Source organism: Actinomadura rubrisoli, from assembly GCF_004349215.1.
GTDB lineage: Bacteria > Actinomycetota > Actinomycetes > Streptosporangiales > Streptosporangiaceae > Spirillospora > Spirillospora rubrisoli.
This window is the reverse complement of sequence record NZ_SMKU01000183.1, coordinates 1-18,608: the sequence shown is the minus strand read 5'-3', so window position 1 is coordinate 18,608 and position 18,608 is coordinate 1. Positions and strand designations below refer to the sequence as shown.

Below are 18,608 nucleotides of genomic sequence, written 5' to 3'. Positions count from 1 at the left end.
TCGCCGGCCATCTCGGCCTTGAGCCGCCGCAACCCGGCCAGTTCCTGACGATCAGACCCGCTCAACGCACCACCCCCGGTCTGACCACCGGCCTCGCCGTTGTGCTCACGGTCCAGCCTCACCCAGTCGTGGAGCGTGTACTCGTTGATCCCCAGGTCCCGCGCGACCTGCGCGACGGGCTTGCCGGTCTCCCGAACGATGCGCACGGCTCCCGCCCGGAACTCCGGGTCAAACCCGCGCTTCCTGACTCCCACGACTCAACCTTCTCTTCAGATTCGGTCTCCACGATCTCAGGGGAAGCGCAAACGAGACCTGCCATCCCACACCACAAACGGCCAAGAGCCGCGTTTCCGAACCGGCACGTCCGCCGTGCGTCATCGCCACCCGGCTACGCGACCATCCCCGCCCAACCCGGGCGACCATCCGGCACGCCGAAGACAAAGTCCGCCGCCCTAGCCTGTCGGGCCGGCCCTACAGGTGTTGCTCGACTGCGCCGTCACCTCGCCCGCGCTCCACAGGGCTGAGGCAGCGAGGTGGGCCAGGGCGTGACAATCTTGCCGGTGGTGCGGCCGGTCTCACCCAGTGTGGGTACCGCGCGAGCTACGTCGCTGGTCATTGCCGCCTCGTCCCACACGTTGCCCAATGCCTGGCAGCTGCTCACGTTCGGGTTAGCAGCCGGTCACGCGCGCTCGGTGATCTCGGCTACGACGTCTACGGCCATCTCGATCGCCCGTTCCGCGAGTGGGAGTGGCTGCGGACTGCTTGCCGCAGCAGGAAGATCTTGCGTGGTGGAGCCCTAGCCGGAGACGGCCCTCCCACCATCGTCGGACGAGCTCACCAGCAACACCCCCGCTGACCCGGACCCCGCCGATTCCGCCGCGGTGGTGGACTTCGTCGTCGCATCGGCAAAGGCGTACTCGGGCGCCTCGCCCTTTTTTGACGAAACCGCCACGCGCACGCTGGGCGAGCGAGACGTGGCCCGCACCCGCAACATCGCTTCCACCCTCACCAATCATTACCTACCTCCAACTCGCGGTCCAGCCTCGACGCGGACAGCCGACCGGGCTGCGGCGGCAGAGGACCAGCGCGCCGACCGGTCGGGCGCGCATACGAAGATTCCGCCGAGATACACGACACAGGATGTCGTGATTCGTTGGGAGGCTTAACGGCGTGACCCCTCAGGCACCCTGAGCGGTCACTCATACGGGGGTCTAGGCGCGTAAGCAGTTCCCGCGGGGCCCGAACCTCGGACGGTCGAGCACGGCCGGGTTCGGATAACCGTTGGTGCCCGCTGCTGCGGTCCTGGCCGTTCGCGATTCATTCACACGAAGGAGCATCAGATGGGGTCTCAACTCAACCCGTGCCTGGCTTTCAACGGGAACGCGCGGCAGGCGATGAAGTTCTACCACGACGTCTTGGGCGGCCAGGTGGAGATGGGCACGTACGCCGAGTTCGGCTCGCCGGACGCATCCGCCGACAAGATCATGCATGCCACGCTCCGCACCCAGGACGGCTACACGCTGATGGGTTGGGACGTCCGGGAAGAGATGCCCCACGCCCCGGGCAACAACGTTGCGGTCTTCCTGGGCGGCGCCGGCGCCGAACTCCGCGGCTACTTCGAGAGGCTGTCGGTCGGCGGCACTGTGACGTTGCCCTTGGAGAAGCAGTTGTGGGGTGATGAAGCCGGCTCGCTCATGGACCAGTTCGGCATCACCTGGATGGTCAACATCAGCCAGGAGCAGTCCTGATCGACCACGGAAGGAGCCCCGGACCGGTGATGCATGGGTTGGATGCCAGGCTGCACCGGATCGGGCAGGATCACTTCCGCGCCAGGTTCCGGCTCTGTGGCCGGGACCGTGCGGTGGTCGACCTGCGCGGCATCACAACCGTCCGCAGACACGCCGCGGAGCTGGTCGAGCGCAGGCTGGCCCCGGCCGAACCGCGTAACGACGGCCGTCAGACGCCCTATCGCGGGCATCCCGTGTTCGTCGCGCAGCACGCCACCGCGACGTGCTGCCGCACCTGCCTGGCACGCTGGCACGGCATCTCCGCCGGGCATGCGCTCGACGACGCCGAGCAAGGCTATGTCGTGGAAGCGATCTGCCGATGGATCGTGGGGCAGTACGCCCCCCACCGCCCGCCGCCGTGACCGGGTCGAGGCGCCACAACGGGCTGACTGCGGGGCTGTCACTGAGATCTGCAGGCGACACGATGTTTCAGGTGCGCGAATGTGTCTGCTCAGGGTTCTGTGCCTCAAGCTCCGAAAATCACCCGTTCGGCGGTTGCTGTTCGGCGGCGGTGATCCGGGTGGCGTACACCCGGTGCGCTTTGCGCGCGGCTGGTCTGGCGCCCTCGGCGGCGAAGGCGCCGCTCTGCCGCAATGCGGCACGGTGCAGTGCGATCGGGGCGGTGACGCGGACCGTGTGGCCCTGGCCACGGCGGATGGTCCGCCCGGCGCCGAGGGCCTGGCGGACGGCGTCATCTCCGGCTGCGTTCAGGTGGTCGGCGAGCAGACCGGGGAGATCGAGCGTCACCGCTGGGCCCGGCGGCGTTGGAGCGTCGGCCGGTTCACCTGCGGGCCGGAAGTGTGTCGAGTTGGTCGGGCAGTTCGCGGGCGCGGGCGTTGTCCAGGATGCGACGGATGGTCTTGGGGGCGACGTGGTGTTGTCGGGCGAGGGCTTTGATCGCGGTGCCGCTCCGGTAGGCCTCCACGACCTCGGCGGCCTGGCCGGTGCCGAGGGCTGTGGGGCGGCCGAGGCTCTTGCCGGAGGTCTTGGTGCCGGGGTCGTCTGAGATCCCCGACAGGAGCCCGGATTTCGACCCGGAGGTGCAGGCCCCGGCGGGCCAGGACCGGGCGTAGGGCGAGGATGTCGGCGACCGAGCGGAACAGGCGAGCGGCGTCGGCGATACGGATGGTGTCGCCGACGGCGGCCTCGTGCAGGAGCCGGGTGAATCCCGCACGGTCCAGGGAGAGCTGACGGCTGGAGGTGGCGGGGTCCTCGTAGGCGGGGGCGCCGGCGGCGAGCAGTGCGGCCAGGGCGCGCCGCTGGCGGGCGTCGGTCTGCTTGTCGGTGGAGTGCCGCAGGTAGATCCGGTCGGCCATGCCCGATCCCGTCTCTTTCCAGGTCGCCCAGGATGCCTTGGCGGCCATCATAGGGGCGAAATGGGGAGGCGGAAGTCTGGATCGGATCCGAGTGGATAGGCAGCCCGTTTCGCCAGGTCGGGCACGACATTCTGATTGGATCGGCCGAGGGGGCGGAGTCAACCGATTCCGCCCCCGCCGCTGCATCAGCGACGCTCGCCACCAGACGCATCCGAACGAAAAGTCACGCCACCGTCAGCCGCGACGACCCACTAGCGCGGATTTTCGTTCGGATGCTGGTCGACCCCCTTCTCCGGCACCACCCGCCGCAACCGCGCCGGCCTCGACCAGGCCCTCGCCGCCGTCTGGGACGGGTCGGTGTTCACCGTCACCAAGTTCGACCGGTTCGCCCGCAACATGGCCGAAGCCAACGAGATCCTCACTGGGCTGTCCGGCCGGGGTGTCCTGTTCGGCGTCGGCGCAACCATCCACGACTGGAGCGACCCGTTCGGCCGACTGTTCCTGCAGACCCTCGCCATGGTCGCCGAGTTCGAAGCCAACATCGGGCACCAGCGCACCCGCGAAGGCATGGCCCTGGCCAAGAAGAACGGCAAGCTCAAGGGCAAGCAGCCCAAGCTCCCCGCACCCGCCCGACGATCCATCCGTCGCCGCTACGCCAAAGGCGAAGTCTCCCTCGCCGACCTCGCCACCGAATACAGCGTCGGCCGCTCCACCATCCACCGCATCATCCACGGCGCAGAAGACCCTAGGTAGACCACGGAACACCACCCACCTTGCGGCTCGCCGTAGCTATAGGAGTCCCGGGCCCATGAGGACGGCTGGCCCCGCTACGCCGTAGTGGAGCGGGAGGCAAGCGCCTTCTCGTCGACTGCCGGGGCCATCTCCACGCATGCACGGGCGGCGGGCACTACATCAGCTGGTCGCGGCGGCGGGTCAGGTAGGCGGTCTCGGCGGTGTTGCCCGCCAGGTCGATGGCCTTGTCGTAGGCCGCGCGCGACTCATGACCGCGGCCCAGCCGGCGCAGCAGGTCGGCGCGGGTGGCGTGGTAGGCGTGATAGCCGGCCAACCCGTGCTCAAGAGCGTCGACGGCCGCCAGCGCCACCTGCGGGCCGTCGAGCTCGGCGAGGGCGATGGCCCGGTTGAGGGCGATGATCGGCGAGGGGTCCAGGCGGACGAGCCGGTCGTAGAGGGCGACGACCTGCGACCAGTCGGTGTCGCGGATGTCGCGGGCGCTGGTGTGCACGGCGTTGATCGCCGCGAGGATCTGGTAGCGCCCCGGAGCCTCCCCGGCGGCGGCAGCGGCCAGGCGCTCGCGCACCAGCCGGTGCCCCTCGGCGACCAGCGCCGCGTCCCAGGCCCCGCGGTCCTGCTCGGCCAGGGTGACCAGCTCACCGCCGGCCGAGACCCGGGCGGTGCGGCGGGCCTCGGTGAGCAGCATCAGCGCCAGCAGCCCGGCCGCCTCACCGTCGTCCGGCAGCAGGGCGCGGACCAGGCGGGTCAGCCTGATCGCCTCGGCGGTCAGGCCGGGACGCACCGGATCGGTGCCGGGGCCGGTGGCCAGATAGCCCTCGTTGAACACCAGGTACAGCACGGCCAGCACGCCGCAGACGCGCGCCGGGAGATCCTCGGCGGACGGCACCCGATAGGGGATGCGAGCCGCCTTGATCTTGGCCTTCGCGCGGGTGATCCGCTGCCCTATGGCGCTCTCGGCCACCAGGAAGGCGCGGGCGATCTCGGGCACGGTCAGACCGCCGACCATCCGCAGCGTCAGCGCCACCCGGGACCGCATCGCCAGCGCCGGGTGACAGCAGGTGAAGACCAGCCGGAGCCGGTCGTCGTCGATGACGCCGACGGGCTCGGGCAGGTCGTCGCCGTACACCATCCGAGCCTCCTGGTGCCTGCCGCCGCGCTTGCTCTCGCGCCGGATCCGGTCGATGGCCCTGCGGTTGGCGGTGGTGGTCAGCCAGCCGCCGGGATTGGGCGGCACACCGTCGACCGGCCACCGCTCCACGGCGGCCGCGAACGCCTCACCGGCCGCCTCCTCGGCCACGTCCAGGTCACCGAAACGCCTGGCCAGGGAGGCCACCACCCGCGCCCACTCCTCCTGCTGGGCCCGCGCGAGCGCCTCCCGGACGTCGACCCCGCTCACTCGCCCAGAAACGGCCGCACCTCGACTTTCCGGTTGCAGTGCTTGGACCCGTCGGCGGCGAGCTTGAGCGCCGCGTCGAGGTCGGGGGCCTCGATGATCCAGAAGCCGGCCATGTACTCCTTGGACTCCAGGAAGGGCCCGTCGGTGAACATCGCCTCGCCATCGCGGTTGTCGATGACGGTGGCCGCCTCGGGCGAGGCGAGGCCGCCGGCGAAGACCCAGTGGCCCTCGGCCTGAAGCCGGTCGTTGTAGGCGTTGATGGCCGCCATCTCGGCCGGGGTGGCGGAGCCGGTCTTGTCGTCGATCACGGATACCAGGTATTGCATCGTATGGATCATCTCCTGTGGGTTGGGCGTCCCTGGTGGGCGGCGTCTCTCCTTTGCCACGAACACCGCTGCCCCGATCCGACACCGCCTCCTGGATGTCTTTCGAGGACGTTCTGGTATGCCGGTTGTGACCATGCGGTCCGATAGCGACGGTATCCCGTCCGATGATTCGTAGCCTGGACCCCTGGATGTGAAGAACGCCGTCCCTGCCCTCGACTAACGGAGCAGGGACGGCGCTCGCGGCGATGGGTCGAAGGGCCCGGCTACCAGGCCCCAGCTGTCCACGCTGCAACCCGCACCCATCCATGATCGACTCTCGCTGACCGCGCCACTTAGGTCGTGGTGGCGGTCGCGTACTGCGGGCGCCCGCTGGGCCGGTAGACCTGGATCGTCACGCCATTCGAGGTGGCTCGCGAGTCGACCAGGTCCAGTGCTGTGTCCGGGCCGGTGGCGGGGAACAGCCGTGTGCCCTGGCCGACGACCACGGGATAGGTGAGCAGGGTGATCTCGTCGACCAGCTGGTTGTCCAGCAGCCAGCGGACCAGGTTGCCGCTGCCGTGCACCTGCAGCTCACCGGACGGCTTGGTCTTCAGCTCGCCGATGGCGGCCGCGATGTCACCGGACAGGACGGTCGTGTCCGCCCATTGCGGGTCGGTGAGCGTGGTCGATGCCACGTACTTGGGCCGCGTGTTCACTGCCACTGAGATCGGGTTGTCGCCCTGCTCTGCCCCCCAGGAGCCGGTTCCCCACGAGCGTTCGAAGATCTCGTAGGTCCGCCGGCCGAACAGGAACGCGTCGGCGCGCTGGAAGGCCTGGCCGAGGAACGTCTGGACCTCGTTGTCGAACAGCGGCAAGGCCCAGCCGCCCCGCTCGAATCCGCCCGTGCGGTCCTCGTCCGGCCCGCCGAGTCCCTGCATCACGCCATCGACAGTGACGTGCGTGATAGTCGTCAGTTTCATGATCGCGGTTCCCTTCTCCTTGGGCGGCCCCTCGTGGGCGGCCTCTCACCCATGCCACGAACACCAGCACCCCGATCCGACACCGCCGCCCGGATTTCTTTCGAAGATCTTCTGGTACGCGCCGGTTGTGAGCGACCCGACAGCCAGGTGGTTCCGGGAAATGACCGCCGCACTGTCGGGCCTGTGGCCCGCTCAGTGTTGCCGACCACCAGGTCACCAGCGCCCCACGCGGGCCGCACGTCGACAAGACCGGCCGAGGAGCTGGCCGTTGCTGATGGGTGTTGCGCCGGCGACCGGAATCCGGTGCCGCGTCAGGCGCGGCGCCCGGCTCGCCAGTTTCGAGGAGCTGCCGGATACCGGAAGGTGGATACCGAAGGAGCTGACAGGGTGAGATCCAGAAGGCCCCCGCGACCAGTAGCTCGCCAACATCGGCCGCATCTACGGCCCGGGGAAGGAAGCGCTCGGCGTGCTGGCCATCGAGATCAAGCTGGTCAATCAGTCTGCCACCTGATGTGGCGCAGGCTCTCGAAGATCTCAGCGCAACGGCAGCGCCCTTCTCCGCGCTGCGGCGTCCGCTGCTGGCGGGGCCGGTCAGTCCATCTCCTCTTCGTCGTCGTGACCGTCGGCGGGTGAGCGCAGCGGCCGGAGTCCCTGGCTGGGGGTCGACGGGGTGATGGCGTAGCGGCCCAGGCAGTTGAGGTGGGCGTGGCCGAGCGGGGACAGGCGGGCCACGTTCTCGTCGGTCACCCCGACGCCCTCACTGGAGGTCCAGTCCGCCGCGCGCAGGTGGTCGATGATCGCCGACAGGTACGTGGAGTTCCACAGCACGACGGCGTTGACGACCAGGCCGAGTGCGGCGAGCTGGTCCTCCTGGCCTTCCCGGTAGGCCTGGCGGATCTTCCCTCCGCCGCCGTGGCAGATCCTGCGGGCGAGCCGTTGCCGCGACTCCTGAACGCTGAGCTGACGGCCCAGGGTGCGGCGGTAGGTGTTGTCGATCGGGTCCAGCACCGACAGCAGGTGCAGGGTCTTGTCGATCCGGCCGTACTCGGCGAACGCCCGCCCCAGCGGCGTCGGATACCCGCCTCGGGCGAACATGCGCAGCGGATCGTAGGCGCGGACCTGGTTGGTCACCAGGGACCCGGCGACCCGGAGCATGTCCGGCCACTGCTCGGCGATCTTCTTCAGATTGATCTTCTGCCGGGCGACCTGCTCCAGCAGCCCATAGTCACCCACGCCGCCGCCGGTGCTGTCGCCAGGCAGGTCGGCGCGCCAGAACCGCTGGTCGCCGAGATCGGCGAAGCGGGGCGCGAACCGGTACCCGAGCATCGAGAAGATCCCGAACACCATGTCGCTGTCGCTGGCCTGGTCGGTGGTGACCATCTCCGGCTTGGGCCCGGCGTCCAGGTTGATCAGACAGTCCAGGATGTACAGCGAGTCACGCGGGGTGCCCGGCACCACCATCTGCCCGATCCCGGCGATCTGGTCGTTGACCGCGTTCAGCCAGGTGATCCCCCGCTTGTAGCCGAAGTACTTGGGAGAGGGACCCGCGTTGATGGTGCGGACCGGGACCACGAACCGCAGCCCGTCCACCGACGCCAGCAGCCCGCCACCCCACGCCGACACGATCGGCACACCGGCCTGCGCCTCGATCAGCACCGCGTTCGCCGCGGCGTGGGTCTCGGCGCGCACGTAGTTCTGATCGATGTGCGACAGCCGGCCCCGCGTCAGCGCCGGCTCATTCGGCTTGATCACCGGAGGGAACCCGACGTTGCACGCCTCGCTCACCAGCAGCGCCACCAGCGAGATGTACAGGTCGTCCATCCGGGTGGAAATGTCGGCCAGGTGGGTGTAGGCATCCAGAAACCCCGTCCACTCATGGACCTCCAGCAGCAGCTCGGGCAGGTCGACGCGGGGCAGCATCGCCTGACACACCGCCCGCAGCTCCTTGAGGATGTCTGACTCGCCCAGCGCCCCCCAGCGGCTCCACCACCAGCCGGTCCCGGCCCGGCTGGGCCGAGGTGTCGGGTGAGACGACGACCTTCACCAGGGACTCATCGCCCGCCTCCTCCAGGCGGGCGGCCATCTGCTTCCACGCCGCGTCCAGTGCCCTGGCCCTGCTGTTCAGGTGCTCGGCGACCGGGTCGGTGAGCGACAGCGACGCCAGCACGTCTTCGGCGACGGCCTGCCACGCGGGCCCGGCGAGCAGGTGGGGCCCGCGGGTCGCTCCACCGCAGCGACGGCATGGCGAACACGTCCCGCACCTGCAGAGCACGGTGCAGATGCTCCAGCACGCACACTACATACGCGTCACGGTCCACCGCCCCCTCCGGCAGGTCCGGGTTGGAATAGACCGCGCGCTTCCACGCCCGGCCCACCAGATGGGCGCCGACCTCCTTGGGCAGCAGCGGCTTCTTGCCCACCTGCCGCCGCGTCAGCTTCGGCAACGCCCGCACCGCCTTCAGCAGCCGAACCCCGCCCGGCGCCGCGGCCAACGCCCTGGACTCACCCAGCAGTTCCAGGAACGGGCGGACGGTGTTGTACTTGTCGGCCAACGCCGACCGCATCGCCGCCTCCGCCGCGCCGTCATCCTCAGGAACCAGCACCTCCACCTCGGCCAACGCGGCCAGGACCTGCTCTTTGGTGGCCCCGGTCTGATCGGCGACCGCGTTCCACACCGCCGCCGGGTCCAGGTCGGCGTTCGTCTCGGCGACCAGGTCGAGCTGGGCGGCCAGCACCTTGCCCGCACGGGCCACCACCCGCGAGGCACGCTCCAGGGCCGGCAGCATCCGCAACCGCTCATCGGCGGACTTGCGGCGGGCCGGGCTGATCAGCTTCGTCGCCATCAACAACGCGAACAGATCCAGCACATCGTCGATCGCCTGCGCCTCCAGACTCCGCGTCACCGCCAGCAGCGTCGCCGCCTTGCGCGGCTCGGCAAGGTTCGCCAGCGTCGGGGCCTTGCTGCCCGCCCCATAGCGGGCCAGGGTCTTCATCCGCCTGACCGGCACCTTGTCCACCCGCACCCGGCCCAGCTCGAACGCGCCCAGCTCGTCCACCCGCCGCAGCGCCCGCACCATCTCGGTGCCCGACGTGCGCGTGGGCGACTGGCGCAGTTCCTCCAGCCGCGAAAGCCGCCTGCCCGGCGCAACCACCGGTAGCTCGGCCAGCCGCGACGGCAGCACCGGATCGGCCCGGACCGCCTGACGGGGCCACCACCGCGTTGCAACGGTCGTCGGTCTGCTCCCGCACGCTGGCCACCAGCCGCTCCAGCACCCGAACCCCCGGCAGCAGCACCCGGTGCCGGCGCAGCCACGCCACCGACTGGTCGAACAACGCCACCGGCCCCTCCGCGTGCGTCCATGCCCGGCCGTACAGAAACGTCAAGAACCCCTTGTTGAGCTGGCGGGCCTCCCAGCTCTCCCGATCGCCAAAGGACACGAACCCGTAGGCGTCCCGGATCATCCACGCATGCTCGTAGGCGGTCTTGGGCCGCTCGGCGTACTTCTTCACCGCCGACGCATCACCGATCCCCAGCTGCTCGGCCAGGTAGTCCACCACCGGCCACGGCACCGCCAAGGGATCCTCCAGAAACAAACCGAGATGGCGAACCGTGCAGATCTGGACGGCAACCCCCAGGCGGTGCGCATCAGCCCGGGACTGCGCGATCACATCGCGATCGAACGCATCGAGGAAGAAGAACTTCTCCAGGTCCGACAACGACGGCACCACCGTGAACGTGCCGTACGCCGCAACCTGCTCATCAGACAAGAACTCCACCGGCATAGCACCGCAAAATAGGACCGACCCACCAGTAACCAACCCGCAGCGACCGACACGTTACAAAGCGAACGTTCCAACCACCCGCACGGCCACCAAGATCATTCTCAGCGCCAACCACTGTTCCTGGATTCCTCAACCCCGAAGTAGGAGATCGCCGAGCGGATGTTCCTCAGCCCCTTGACCGTCCGCGCCCACGTCCAGCGCGGCATGACGAAGCTGGAGGCCCGCGACCGGGCGCAACTCGTCGTCATCGCCTAGAGGACGGGCCTGGCCCACGCCGCCCGCGACGGCGGCATCGACTGCCTGCCCTAGTCCGATACCCGGAGGTCGTCGGCGGCTTCACGCGGCTGGCCGCGCACATCCCGCTGCTGCCCGGCGCGGAGACGGTGACGTTTGTGGACGTGGACTCGATATAGCGGCGGGCATTCCCGGCCCGCAAGCAGGGCACCGAGTTCGGTCACATCAAGATCGCGGGGCAAGGGTGTGCTGGTATGCGGCCTGAATACCCTGGGCGCTACCTTGTGCCCGTCGCAGGCCGCCCCAGCCATCACCCCCACCCGGCTGCGGCGCGACCGGCCCCGACTGCCGCTTGGGCGCCCTACCGCCACCGCTCCAGCTCCGAGACCCGCGCCCTGTCCGGGACGACCCGCAACTCATGGTGATCAATGCTGCGGGACGAACGTTCCAGCCGGCCCTTGGTCCGAGATCATTCTCGGCGCCAACGGCTGCCGGTTAGTCAGCCGCGGTGTGATCGAGGATCGCCGGGATGACAACGTCCCATTGGTGCCGGGGGAAGACCTCGTGGCCGGTCTGCTCCAGGGGGACGAAGCGGGCGCCGGGGATCTCGGCCGCGAGCGCGCGGCCGTGGCCGATCGGGAAGAGCGGGTCTTCGGTGCCGTGCAGCACCAGCGTCGGAGCGCCGATGTGGCCGAGCCGCCCGCGCCAGGGCTCGCTCGCGTCGATCATGAACGGGTTGGTCAGCTGCGCGGCGATGTCGGCGGTGCGGTCGACGACGCGCTCGGCCGCCGCCCGCATGCCGTCGGTGTCGAACGGACGGGAGTGCGCGGCGAAGGGGCGTTCGGCCTCGACCAGGTAGTCGATGACCGCGGCCCGGTCGGACCAGTCGGGCTCGTTGGCGAAGAACTCCTGGATCTCCCGCGACATCGCGGGCAGGTCGGGGTGGTGGTGGCCGGGGCCGCCGGGTGTGGAGGAGGCGAGGGTGAGGGAGGCCACCCGGTCGGCGTGGTCAAGGGCCAGGAGCTGGGCGACCGCGGCACCCTGCGACATGCCGACGACGTGCGCGGCGGTAATGCCGAGCGCGTCGAGCAGCGCGGCCGCGTCGGCGACCAGGTCGCCGAGCCCGTACGCGGGTGATCCTGCCGGGCTGCCCGTCGAACGGCCCGCGTCCCTTCTGTCGTACCGGATCACCTGCCGGCCCCCGGCTACGAGCCGTCCGACGAATTCCTCGTCCCACGCCAACAGGGAATGGCCCGCGCCATGGATCAGCAGCACGGCCGGATCGGCCGGGTCGCCGAACGACTCCACGCACAGCTCCACACCGTTGGCCTTGACGATCCGCTCACTGGTCGACATCACATACCTCCAGATAGTTACATGTAAAGAGAATCTCGTACCCCGGGCCGGAGACCGTCGCAGGAGAGGCACGGTCAGTTGTCGCGGTTTGAGTGACGCCGCTGCCGGGTGAATCGCCGTCGACCTGGACCGGTCGCGGGCGGTGTCGGTCCCGCGTTCCTTCGCGGTTACATCGGCAACCCAGGTTGGTCAGGCCGGGGTGGGCGTTGCCGGATCAGTGGGACGGACGTCGTACGCCGCAGCGGCGGTCCGGCGGCGCAGTGCCGGGGCGACGGCCTGCTGCGCGGCGAACAGCGCGAGCCCGGTCGCCGAGCATGCCGCCCACAGCGCGGTTCGTCCGGCGTGGTCGAGCAGCGCGGTGCCGAGCAGCGGTCCCAGTACGGCGCCTAGGCTCCAGGTGGTGGAGGCGACGCCCATGTACCGGCCGCGCAGGTCGGCCGGCGCGAGGTCGGCGAAGGTGGCGCCGAACATGACGGCGACGCCGATCTGGCCGAGGGTCCAGACGAGGATCGCCCCGGCATGGCCGGCGCCGCTGTGCACAACAGCGCCGAGCCCGCTGCCGATGCCGCCCAGCAGCATTGACGCCGCCAGAACCGAGGCTCTGTCGCGACCGTCGAGGAGCCGTATCGCAATCGGCTGGACGACGACGATCACGATCCCGTTCAGGGCGAGCACCGCACCGTACGTCCCTGGCCCGTGGCCGTCGCTCGCCATGACGAGCGGGAGCGTCGAGAACGACTGCAGGAACGTTGCGAAGTAGACGACGTGGATCGCCGCCATGGTGAGCATCAGCGGATCGCGCAGGAGGACCGGGAGCAGGGCCCGCCGGGTCGCCATCGGCGTCGACGGACGGGTCTCGGGGACGCGCCGCCACACGATCAGCGCCGCGAGGACCGAGGCCGACGCATTGATCCAGAACAGGATGCCGTACCCGTATTGGACCAGGACACCAGCGGCCACCGTCGAGACCGTGAAGCCGAGATTGGCCGCCCAGAAGAGCAGACCGAACGCTCGGACCCGCTCCCGCACGGGCAGGTCCGCCACGGCAGCCGATCCCGCCGGGCGGAACAGCTCCGCCATCAGCCCGACACCGACGGCCGCAGCGTAGATCGCCGGCATCGTTTCCGCCGAGCCGAGCGCGATCAGCGCGACGGCCGTGCCCAAGAACCCGACCAGCATGGTGTGGCGCCGACCGATTCGGTCGCCCAGCCAGCCGCCCAACAGCTGCGACCCGACATCTCCGACGCCGACCGCCGCGACCACCGCCCCGGCCGTCGTCGGTGAGAGCCCCCGCTCCTGGGTCAGATAGAGCACCAGGAACGACCGCGCCACCCCGCCGGCCCGACTCACGAAATGCGTTGCCGTGAGCGCCCATACCAGGGTCGATTGCCTCAACCGCGCCCGAGGCGGTCGGAGTTCGATCGCCGGCGTGACAGGTGCCCGAGTGCTGTGGATCGTCATGTCCACGACGGTAGATCCGCGTTCGCATCGGGAAAAGCGATTGTTTCCGATCATATCGATCGCTATCGGCTATGCTCGGGCCCGTGGTCGATGTGGAGCTGCGGCACCTGGCGACGATGGCCGCCGTCGTCGAGGAGGGCACGTTCGGACGGGCGGCCGCGCGGCTCGGCTACACGCAGTCGACGATCAGCCAGCAGGTCGCCGCGTTGGAGAAGTCCGTTGGCGGCCCGGTGTTCGAGCGGCCCGGCGGTCCCAGGCCGGTACGGCTCACGCCGCTCGGCACCGTGATCCTCGAACAGGGACGCGACCTGCTGGCGAAGGCCGAGGCGCTGGCGGACGCCGTCGAGCGGTTCAAGGCCGGCGATGGCCGGATCGACATCGGCACGTTCCAGAGCGTGTCCAACGTGATCCTGCCGGCGGTCGTGCGTCGACTGCGGGACGAGCACCCCGGCTGCGACATCAGGCTGTCCGATGTGCCGGAGGATCCACAGATCGGCGACCTGGACCTGCTGTTCTACGACCGACCGGTCGACGGCGACGTCGAGCGCGTCAAGCTGGTCGACGATCCCTACTATCTGGTCACCCGTCCCCGCGACTTTCCCGACGGCCCGGTACCGCTGAAGCGGCTCGACGGCAAACCGGTGGTGGGCTGCCATGCGGCCTGCGACCAGGTGTGGATGGATCAGGCGCTCGCCGATGCCGACGCACGGCCGCGGATCGTCTTCCGCTCCCCGGGCAACGAGACGATCCTGTCGATGGTGCGAGCCGGGCTGGGATGGGCGGTGCTGCCGTGGCTCGCCCTCCACGGATCCGACGTCCAGTCCGACGACCGGCTCGCGATCCACGAATTGCGGCCCGCGCCGACCCGCGGGGTCTACCTCCACTGGCCGGCCACATCCTCCCAGTCCCCACTGGCCGTACGGGCGATCGAGATCGCCACCGAGGTTGCAGCCGACCTGACCAAGCAGGCCCCAGCCGGACGCATCTGACCACAGCCAGGGTGCGGCGCGTGCGGCCCGGCTCAACCTGCCTAGCGGACGCGCGCGTCCGGATGCGGCAGCCGGACCGGCTCGACCGTGCGGTACTCGAAGTGCCACCATTCGTTGTCGTAGACGCGGTAGAGCCCGTACCGTCCACCGTGCCGTTCGAGCCAGCGCGCGCCCTCGGTCGGCCGGACGTCGAGCGCGAGCCCCCGCACGTGGCTGGACTCCTCCGGTGGCAGCACCCGGCGCCGCGCCGCCGAGACCGAGCCGGTGCGCCACACCTCCTCGGTGAAGAGCCGGTACTGTTCCGCAGCGTCGCGGTATCCCGAGGTGAGGCCGATCAGCTGGCCGTCGCGCCAGAACGCCTCGGTCCGCGCGTGCATGAACGCCGCCAGCGTTTCCGGCGCCAGCCCGCGGAGATCCTCGGCGGGGAAGCGCAGGCCCAACGCCCACTGGCAGGCCAGGAAGCGGGCGCGGCCCGGTGCGCGGCAGACGGCGATCGGTACCAGCAGCACCGCGACGAGCCGAGTGAGGGACGCCAGGACGCGCACTTTGATCGCCAAGGATGGATTCGCCATCACTCACCGCGGAAGGTGCTCGGCGTAGGGTTCCTTGCCGGCCGTCCGAATCAGCGGAGCGCCCTTGGCATACCGGCCCCGCCGCACGTAGCAGTCGCCCTGGTTGGTCTTGTACTGCTTCTCGGCCGGTGCCATGCGCGCGGCGACGGACTTCTCGACGTCGGCGAAACGGTTGGACGGCAGGGCGGTCTCGTCCCGGCCACCGGCCGGGACGAGACCGCCCCGTCCACCGGCCGCGTGCGCGTTCTTCGGATCCTTGCGCAGGATCTCCGCGTGGCCGGGCTGAGCGCCTATGAGCGGTGCCCCGGCCGCGACCATGTCGGCGGCCGCTGGCGTGCCCCGTCCGATCAGCCGCCGCCGGTCGACACCACGTACGGGATTCGAGTCCATGATCACGATCCCCTTCCTGAGCGACGAACCGACCGTTGCAGGACCCGATGCCGGTGCCGCCGGGACGCCCGGACGGGCCGGCGCTGACAGTGATGCGCTGTGGTCCATGCCTCCATGGAAGGCGGGAGATCGTTGCGGTGGCGTATGCGATTTTCGATACGCCCGTGATATGGGGAATCCCCGGTATCAAGGAACCGGTGCGAGCCGGCAGTGAGATGGTCCCGCCGCTGATGATCGCGGCGGCCCGGCTACTCCAGGTGCTGGACGGCTCGTCCTGAACATCGCACTGCCGGGCGTCCACCGACGACCAGACGTGATCGTCCAAGCCGAGCAGCCCCTCGTGCTCGGCGTCCCAGAAGACCGGATCCTTATCGACCAGGGCCTCTCGGCGCAATCGCAGCGGCCCGGACCAGGCCCTCGCGGCGGTCTGGCGCGTCGACCGGGCCGCGCTGTTCCGCCTCAGCGCCGGCGTCCACGAAGGGAAGGACCCGCTCGGCCGCCTGCCGGCCCTGGTCGCTGAGTTCGAGGCCAACCTGGGCCGCTGCGCATCCGCGAGGGCATGGCCTGGCCAACCGCCGGGACAGGCTCAGGAGCGAGCAGACCAGCGCCCGAGTTCGCGCGGCGGCGGCCACGCCACCTGCGGAGTCTCCCTCGCGGAGTCGGCCACCGAGTCTCCCATCAACGATCTAGCGGGCCCCATTCGCGGACGATGCCTGCGGCATGCGGAGAAGCCGAATCGTGACGAGGAGGCCGCCGGTGGGGCGGGGTGTGAGGTCGAGGGTGCCGTCGTGTGCTTGGACGATGCTGTGCACGATGGCCAGGCCGAGGCCGACGCCGGCGTGTTCGTCGGTGCGTGTGCGTTGTGTTCCGCGTTGGAAGGGTTCGGTGAGGGTCGGTAGGAGTTCTGGTGGGACGGGGTGGCCGGTGTTTTCGACCTGTAGCACGCTCGTGTCGTGCTGCGATTGGGTGTGGATGGTTACGGTGCCGCCGGTGGGGAGGTTGTGGACGATGGCGTTCTGGATCAGGTTGGTCACCATCCGCAGCAGAAGTGCTGCGGAGCCGGTGGTCTGTGCCTTCTCGCCGGTGACCTCAAGGGTGGTCTGGCGTTTCTCGGCGAGGGGGAGCAGCGTTTCGGTGGCTTCTTCGGCGATGAGGGACAGGTCGACGGGTTCGCGGGTGAGGCTTCGGCGGTCGCCGCGGCTGAGCAGCAGGAGGGCTTCGGTGAGGTCGATCGCGCGGGTGTTGACGGTGTGGAGGCGTTCGATGAGTTCGCCTTGGTCTTGTGTGGGGTCGGTGCGGGCGACGTCGAGGAGGGTCTGGGAGATCGCCAGTGGGGTGCGTAGTTCGTGGGAGGCGTTGGCGGCGAATCGTTGCTGTTCGGCGACGTGGGATTGGAGTTGTTCGAGCATGGTGTCGAACACGTCGGCGAGTTCGCGGAACTCATCATTGCGGCCCGGTAGCCGGATTCGGTGGGACAGCGATCCGTTCGCGGTCATCCGTGCCGCGTCGGCGATCCGGGTGAGGGGTGCGAGCATCCGGCCGGCCAGGAGCCACCCTCCCACGAGGCCGAACACCAGCAGGAAGGCCAGCGCTACGGCCACGCCGGGGGCGAAGCGCAGGCGGACGGAGCGCGCCAGCGTCCCCTCGGGGGTCGTTATCACCTCGGGTGCGTAGCGCAGCAGGTACCCCCAAACCACCGCCAGCAGGACAACGCCGGCGAGCAGGAGGAACCCGGCGTAGCTGAGCGTGAGCTTCAGCCGGGCGCTCAGCCCCGGGCGTCTATTCATGAGTGCTGCCAGGGTCGGCGGGGTCATCGCCGGTGTCGATTCGGTAGCCGACGCCGGGCACCGTGGCGATCAGCCATGGTTGGCCGAGTCGTTTGCGCAAGGCGGAGACGGTGATGCGGACGGCATTGGTGAACGGATCGGCATTGGCGTCCCAGGCCCGCTCCAAGAGCTCTTCGGCGCTAACGACACCGCCTTCGGCGGCGACGAGGACTTCGAGTACGGCGAACTGCTTGCGGGTGAGCGCGATGTAGCGTCCGTCGCGGAAGACCTCCCGGCGGAAGGGGTCCACCCGCAGGCCGGCGATCTCGCTGACCGGGGGCCGGGTGTGCGCGCGTCTGCGGTCCAGTGCCCTTAGCCGCAGGACGAGTTCGCGGAGCTCGAACGGCTTGGTGAGGTAGTCGTCGGCGCCGAGCTCGAACCCCGAAGCCTTGTCGTCGATGCGGTCGGCGGCGGTGAGCATGAGGATCGGGATGCCGCTGCCGGAGGCGACGATCCGGCGGGCGATCTCGTCGCCGGTCGGGCCGGGGATGTCGCGGTCCAGGACCGCCAGGTCGTAGGAGTTGACGCTGAGCAGTTCCAGGGCGGTGTCGCCGTCGCCGGCGATGTCGGCGGCGATCGCCTCCAGCCGCAGACCGTCACGGACGGCTTCGGCCAGGTAGGGCTCGTCCTCCACGATCAACACGCGCATACCTGAAGCCTAAGCAACACGGCATATAGCCAGCATATGCAAACCGGACACGCCCCCGGCACGGTGACCGTGATGCCTCCGCCACGACGTCTGGACGCCCGCGTGACGGCGGCCCCGCGGGCTGCTCATTGCGTCAAGGGCACGAGCGCCGAGAGGCATACAGTGACTATTTAACCACGAACAGTGAGCAGTCAATCGCCGGTGACCTTCAGGCTCAACCCGCGAGAGGCGTTACGCGGCCTCACCCTCGGCAGTGGTCTCGGTGCTGGGCCGCTGCCGAAGGCGGCGGATTCACTCAGGCGAAGTCGGCGGCCTGGTCCCCCCGGCACGACCTCTCACTGCCAGCTTGCGCCAAGTCCTCGATACCGGGTGTATCGCGGGCGTATCGAAAAGCGCATACGCCGCCGCAACAGTCCTCCGTCTTGGGTGGAGGCGCCGACCACAGTGCATCAACGGTCGGTTTGTCGATCAGGGAGGACCGTGATCATGGACTCGGATTCCGTAGGTGGCGTCGACCGGCGGCGGCTGCTCGGCTGGGGCGGGCTGGCGGCCGCCGGCGTGGCGGCACCTGGTGTGCAGCTGGTGGGCGCGCAGCCCGGCCACGCCGCCCCTGCCCCAACCGGCCCGATTCCGCCGGACACCCGGCCTGGCGGCGCCTACGACCGGTACGTGGCGAAGCTGGCCGCGGACGGCAAGTTCTCCGGGGTGGTGCTGCTTTCGCACCGGGGCCGGACGGTGCTGTCGCGCAGCTACGGCATGGCCGACAAGGAGAAGGGGATCCCCAACGGGGAGAACATCGCATTCAGCCTCA

Annotated in this window: 18 protein-coding genes and 3 pseudogenes; 7 read left to right on the top strand and 14 right to left on the bottom strand. The window is 69.5% G+C overall.

Going from position 1 to position 18,608, the window contains the following annotated elements; genetic code table 11:
• Positions 1–206 (bottom strand): transposase (locus E1298_RS28500; protein WP_165975705.1); only part of this gene is annotated, 206 nt, incomplete at its 3' end.
• 678 nt (positions 207–884) lie between these two features.
• On the opposite strand from E1298_RS28500, the gene E1298_RS49660 reads away from it, so the two are divergent.
• The 3 genes from E1298_RS49660 (at position 885) to E1298_RS28485 (ending at position 2,149) form a co-directional block, all read left to right on the top strand.
• On the top strand, positions 885–1,166 hold the full coding sequence (locus E1298_RS49660) for a hypothetical protein (RefSeq protein WP_207944887.1): 282 nt from the start codon (positions 885–887) through the stop codon (positions 1,164–1,166).
• A gap of 174 nt (positions 1,167–1,340) precedes the next feature.
• Positions 1,341–1,748 carry a VOC family protein gene (locus E1298_RS28490; RefSeq protein WP_131898617.1) on the top strand — a complete coding sequence of 136 codons (408 nt, stop codon included), beginning with the start codon at positions 1,341–1,343 and terminating at the stop codon, positions 1,746–1,748.
• A 29-nt stretch (positions 1,749–1,777) separates the two neighbouring features.
• Positions 1,778–2,149, top strand: coding sequence for a DUF4186 domain-containing protein (locus E1298_RS28485; RefSeq protein WP_131898615.1), 372 nt, complete (start codon positions 1,778–1,780; stop codon positions 2,147–2,149).
• A 118-nt stretch (positions 2,150–2,267) separates the two neighbouring features.
• Here E1298_RS28485 and E1298_RS28480 read toward each other — a convergent pair whose 3' ends face one another.
• Both E1298_RS28480 and E1298_RS28475 read right to left on the bottom strand, forming a co-directional pair.
• The gene (locus E1298_RS28480; RefSeq protein ID WP_131898613.1) at positions 2,268–2,534 is read right to left on the bottom strand and encodes a hypothetical protein; all 267 of its coding nucleotides are present in this window, start codon (positions 2,532–2,534) and stop codon (positions 2,268–2,270) included.
• Positions 2,531–3,103, bottom strand: a complete 573-nt coding sequence (locus E1298_RS28475) for a recombinase family protein (RefSeq protein WP_207944886.1) — start codon at positions 3,101–3,103, stop codon at positions 2,531–2,533. The genes E1298_RS28480 and E1298_RS28475 overlap by 4 nt, the downstream gene beginning before the upstream one ends.
• A gap of 300 nt (positions 3,104–3,403) precedes the next feature.
• Between E1298_RS28475 and E1298_RS28470 the strand changes: the two are divergent.
• Positions 3,404–3,856, top strand: a pseudogene (locus E1298_RS28470) (recombinase family protein); the annotation flags it as partial.
• Between the two features lie 154 nt (positions 3,857–4,010).
• Here the strand turns inward: E1298_RS28470 and E1298_RS28465 are convergent.
• The 5 genes and pseudogenes from E1298_RS28465 to E1298_RS52130 all read right to left on the bottom strand — a co-directional run bounded on the left by E1298_RS28465 (position 4,011) and on the right by E1298_RS52130 (position 10,320).
• Positions 4,011–5,252 (bottom strand): RNA polymerase sigma factor, encoded by a 1,242-nt coding sequence (locus E1298_RS28465; RefSeq protein WP_131898611.1) that lies wholly within the window; start codon positions 5,250–5,252, stop codon positions 4,011–4,013.
• Positions 5,249–5,578, bottom strand: a complete 330-nt coding sequence (locus tag E1298_RS28460; protein WP_131898609.1) for a YciI family protein — start codon at positions 5,576–5,578, stop codon at positions 5,249–5,251. Before E1298_RS28460 ends, E1298_RS28465 begins: the two co-directional genes overlap by 4 nt.
• A gap of 332 nt (positions 5,579–5,910) precedes the next feature.
• Positions 5,911–6,537 (bottom strand): dihydrofolate reductase family protein, encoded by a 627-nt coding sequence (locus E1298_RS28455; RefSeq protein ID WP_131898607.1) that lies wholly within the window; start codon positions 6,535–6,537, stop codon positions 5,911–5,913.
• 591 nt (positions 6,538–7,128) lie between these two features.
• Positions 7,129–8,954: pseudogene (locus E1298_RS52135) on the bottom strand (Tn3 family transposase); the annotation flags it as partial.
• Between the two features lie 379 nt (positions 8,955–9,333).
• Positions 9,334–10,320: a DUF4158 domain-containing protein gene (locus tag E1298_RS52130; protein ID WP_481726140.1), complete on the bottom strand. Its 987-nt coding sequence runs from the start codon at positions 10,318–10,320 to the stop codon at positions 9,334–9,336.
• Positions 10,321–10,464: 144 nt separating this feature from the next.
• Here E1298_RS52130 and E1298_RS28445 point away from each other — a divergent pair.
• A pseudogene (locus E1298_RS28445) lies at positions 10,465–10,575 on the top strand (LuxR C-terminal-related transcriptional regulator); the annotation flags it as partial.
• A 474-nt stretch (positions 10,576–11,049) separates the two neighbouring features.
• Here E1298_RS28445 and E1298_RS28440 read toward each other — a convergent pair.
• Positions 11,050–11,910 carry an alpha/beta fold hydrolase gene (locus E1298_RS28440; protein ID WP_131898605.1) on the bottom strand — a complete coding sequence of 287 codons (861 nt, stop codon included), beginning with the start codon at positions 11,908–11,910 and terminating at the stop codon, positions 11,050–11,052.
• Between the two features lie 189 nt (positions 11,911–12,099).
• Positions 12,100–13,260, bottom strand: a complete 1,161-nt coding sequence (locus E1298_RS28435; protein ID WP_207944884.1) for an MFS transporter — start codon at positions 13,258–13,260, stop codon at positions 12,100–12,102.
• 194 nt (positions 13,261–13,454) lie between these two features.
• Between E1298_RS28435 and E1298_RS28430 the strand changes: the two genes are divergently transcribed.
• The gene (locus E1298_RS28430; RefSeq protein WP_131898603.1) at positions 13,455–14,360 is read left to right on the top strand and encodes a LysR family transcriptional regulator; all 906 of its coding nucleotides are present in this window, start codon (positions 13,455–13,457) and stop codon (positions 14,358–14,360) included.
• A 41-nt stretch (positions 14,361–14,401) separates the two neighbouring features.
• Here E1298_RS28430 and E1298_RS28425 read toward each other — a convergent pair whose 3' ends face one another.
• The 4 genes from E1298_RS28425 to E1298_RS28405 form a co-directional block, all read right to left on the bottom strand.
• The gene (locus E1298_RS28425; protein ID WP_243725864.1) at positions 14,402–14,917 is read right to left on the bottom strand and encodes a M15 family metallopeptidase; all 516 of its coding nucleotides are present in this window, start codon (positions 14,915–14,917) and stop codon (positions 14,402–14,404) included.
• 18 nt (positions 14,918–14,935) lie between these two features.
• Positions 14,936–15,322, bottom strand: coding sequence for a hypothetical protein (locus E1298_RS28420; protein WP_131898599.1), 387 nt, complete (start codon positions 15,320–15,322; stop codon positions 14,936–14,938).
• A 686-nt stretch (positions 15,323–16,008) separates the two neighbouring features.
• Positions 16,009–17,109 (bottom strand): sensor histidine kinase, encoded by a 1,101-nt coding sequence (locus E1298_RS28410; protein WP_165975703.1) that lies wholly within the window; start codon positions 17,107–17,109, stop codon positions 16,009–16,011.
• Complete coding sequence (locus E1298_RS28405; protein ID WP_131898595.1) at positions 17,102–17,797, bottom strand: response regulator transcription factor; 696 nt, start codon at positions 17,795–17,797, stop codon at positions 17,102–17,104. The genes E1298_RS28410 and E1298_RS28405 overlap by 8 nt, the downstream gene beginning before the upstream one ends.
• 486 nt (positions 17,798–18,283) lie before the next feature.
• On the opposite strand from E1298_RS28405, the gene E1298_RS28400 reads away from it, so the two are divergent.
• A partial coding sequence (locus E1298_RS28400) for a hypothetical protein (RefSeq protein WP_207944883.1) occupies positions 18,284–18,608 on the top strand: 325 nt, incomplete at its 3' end.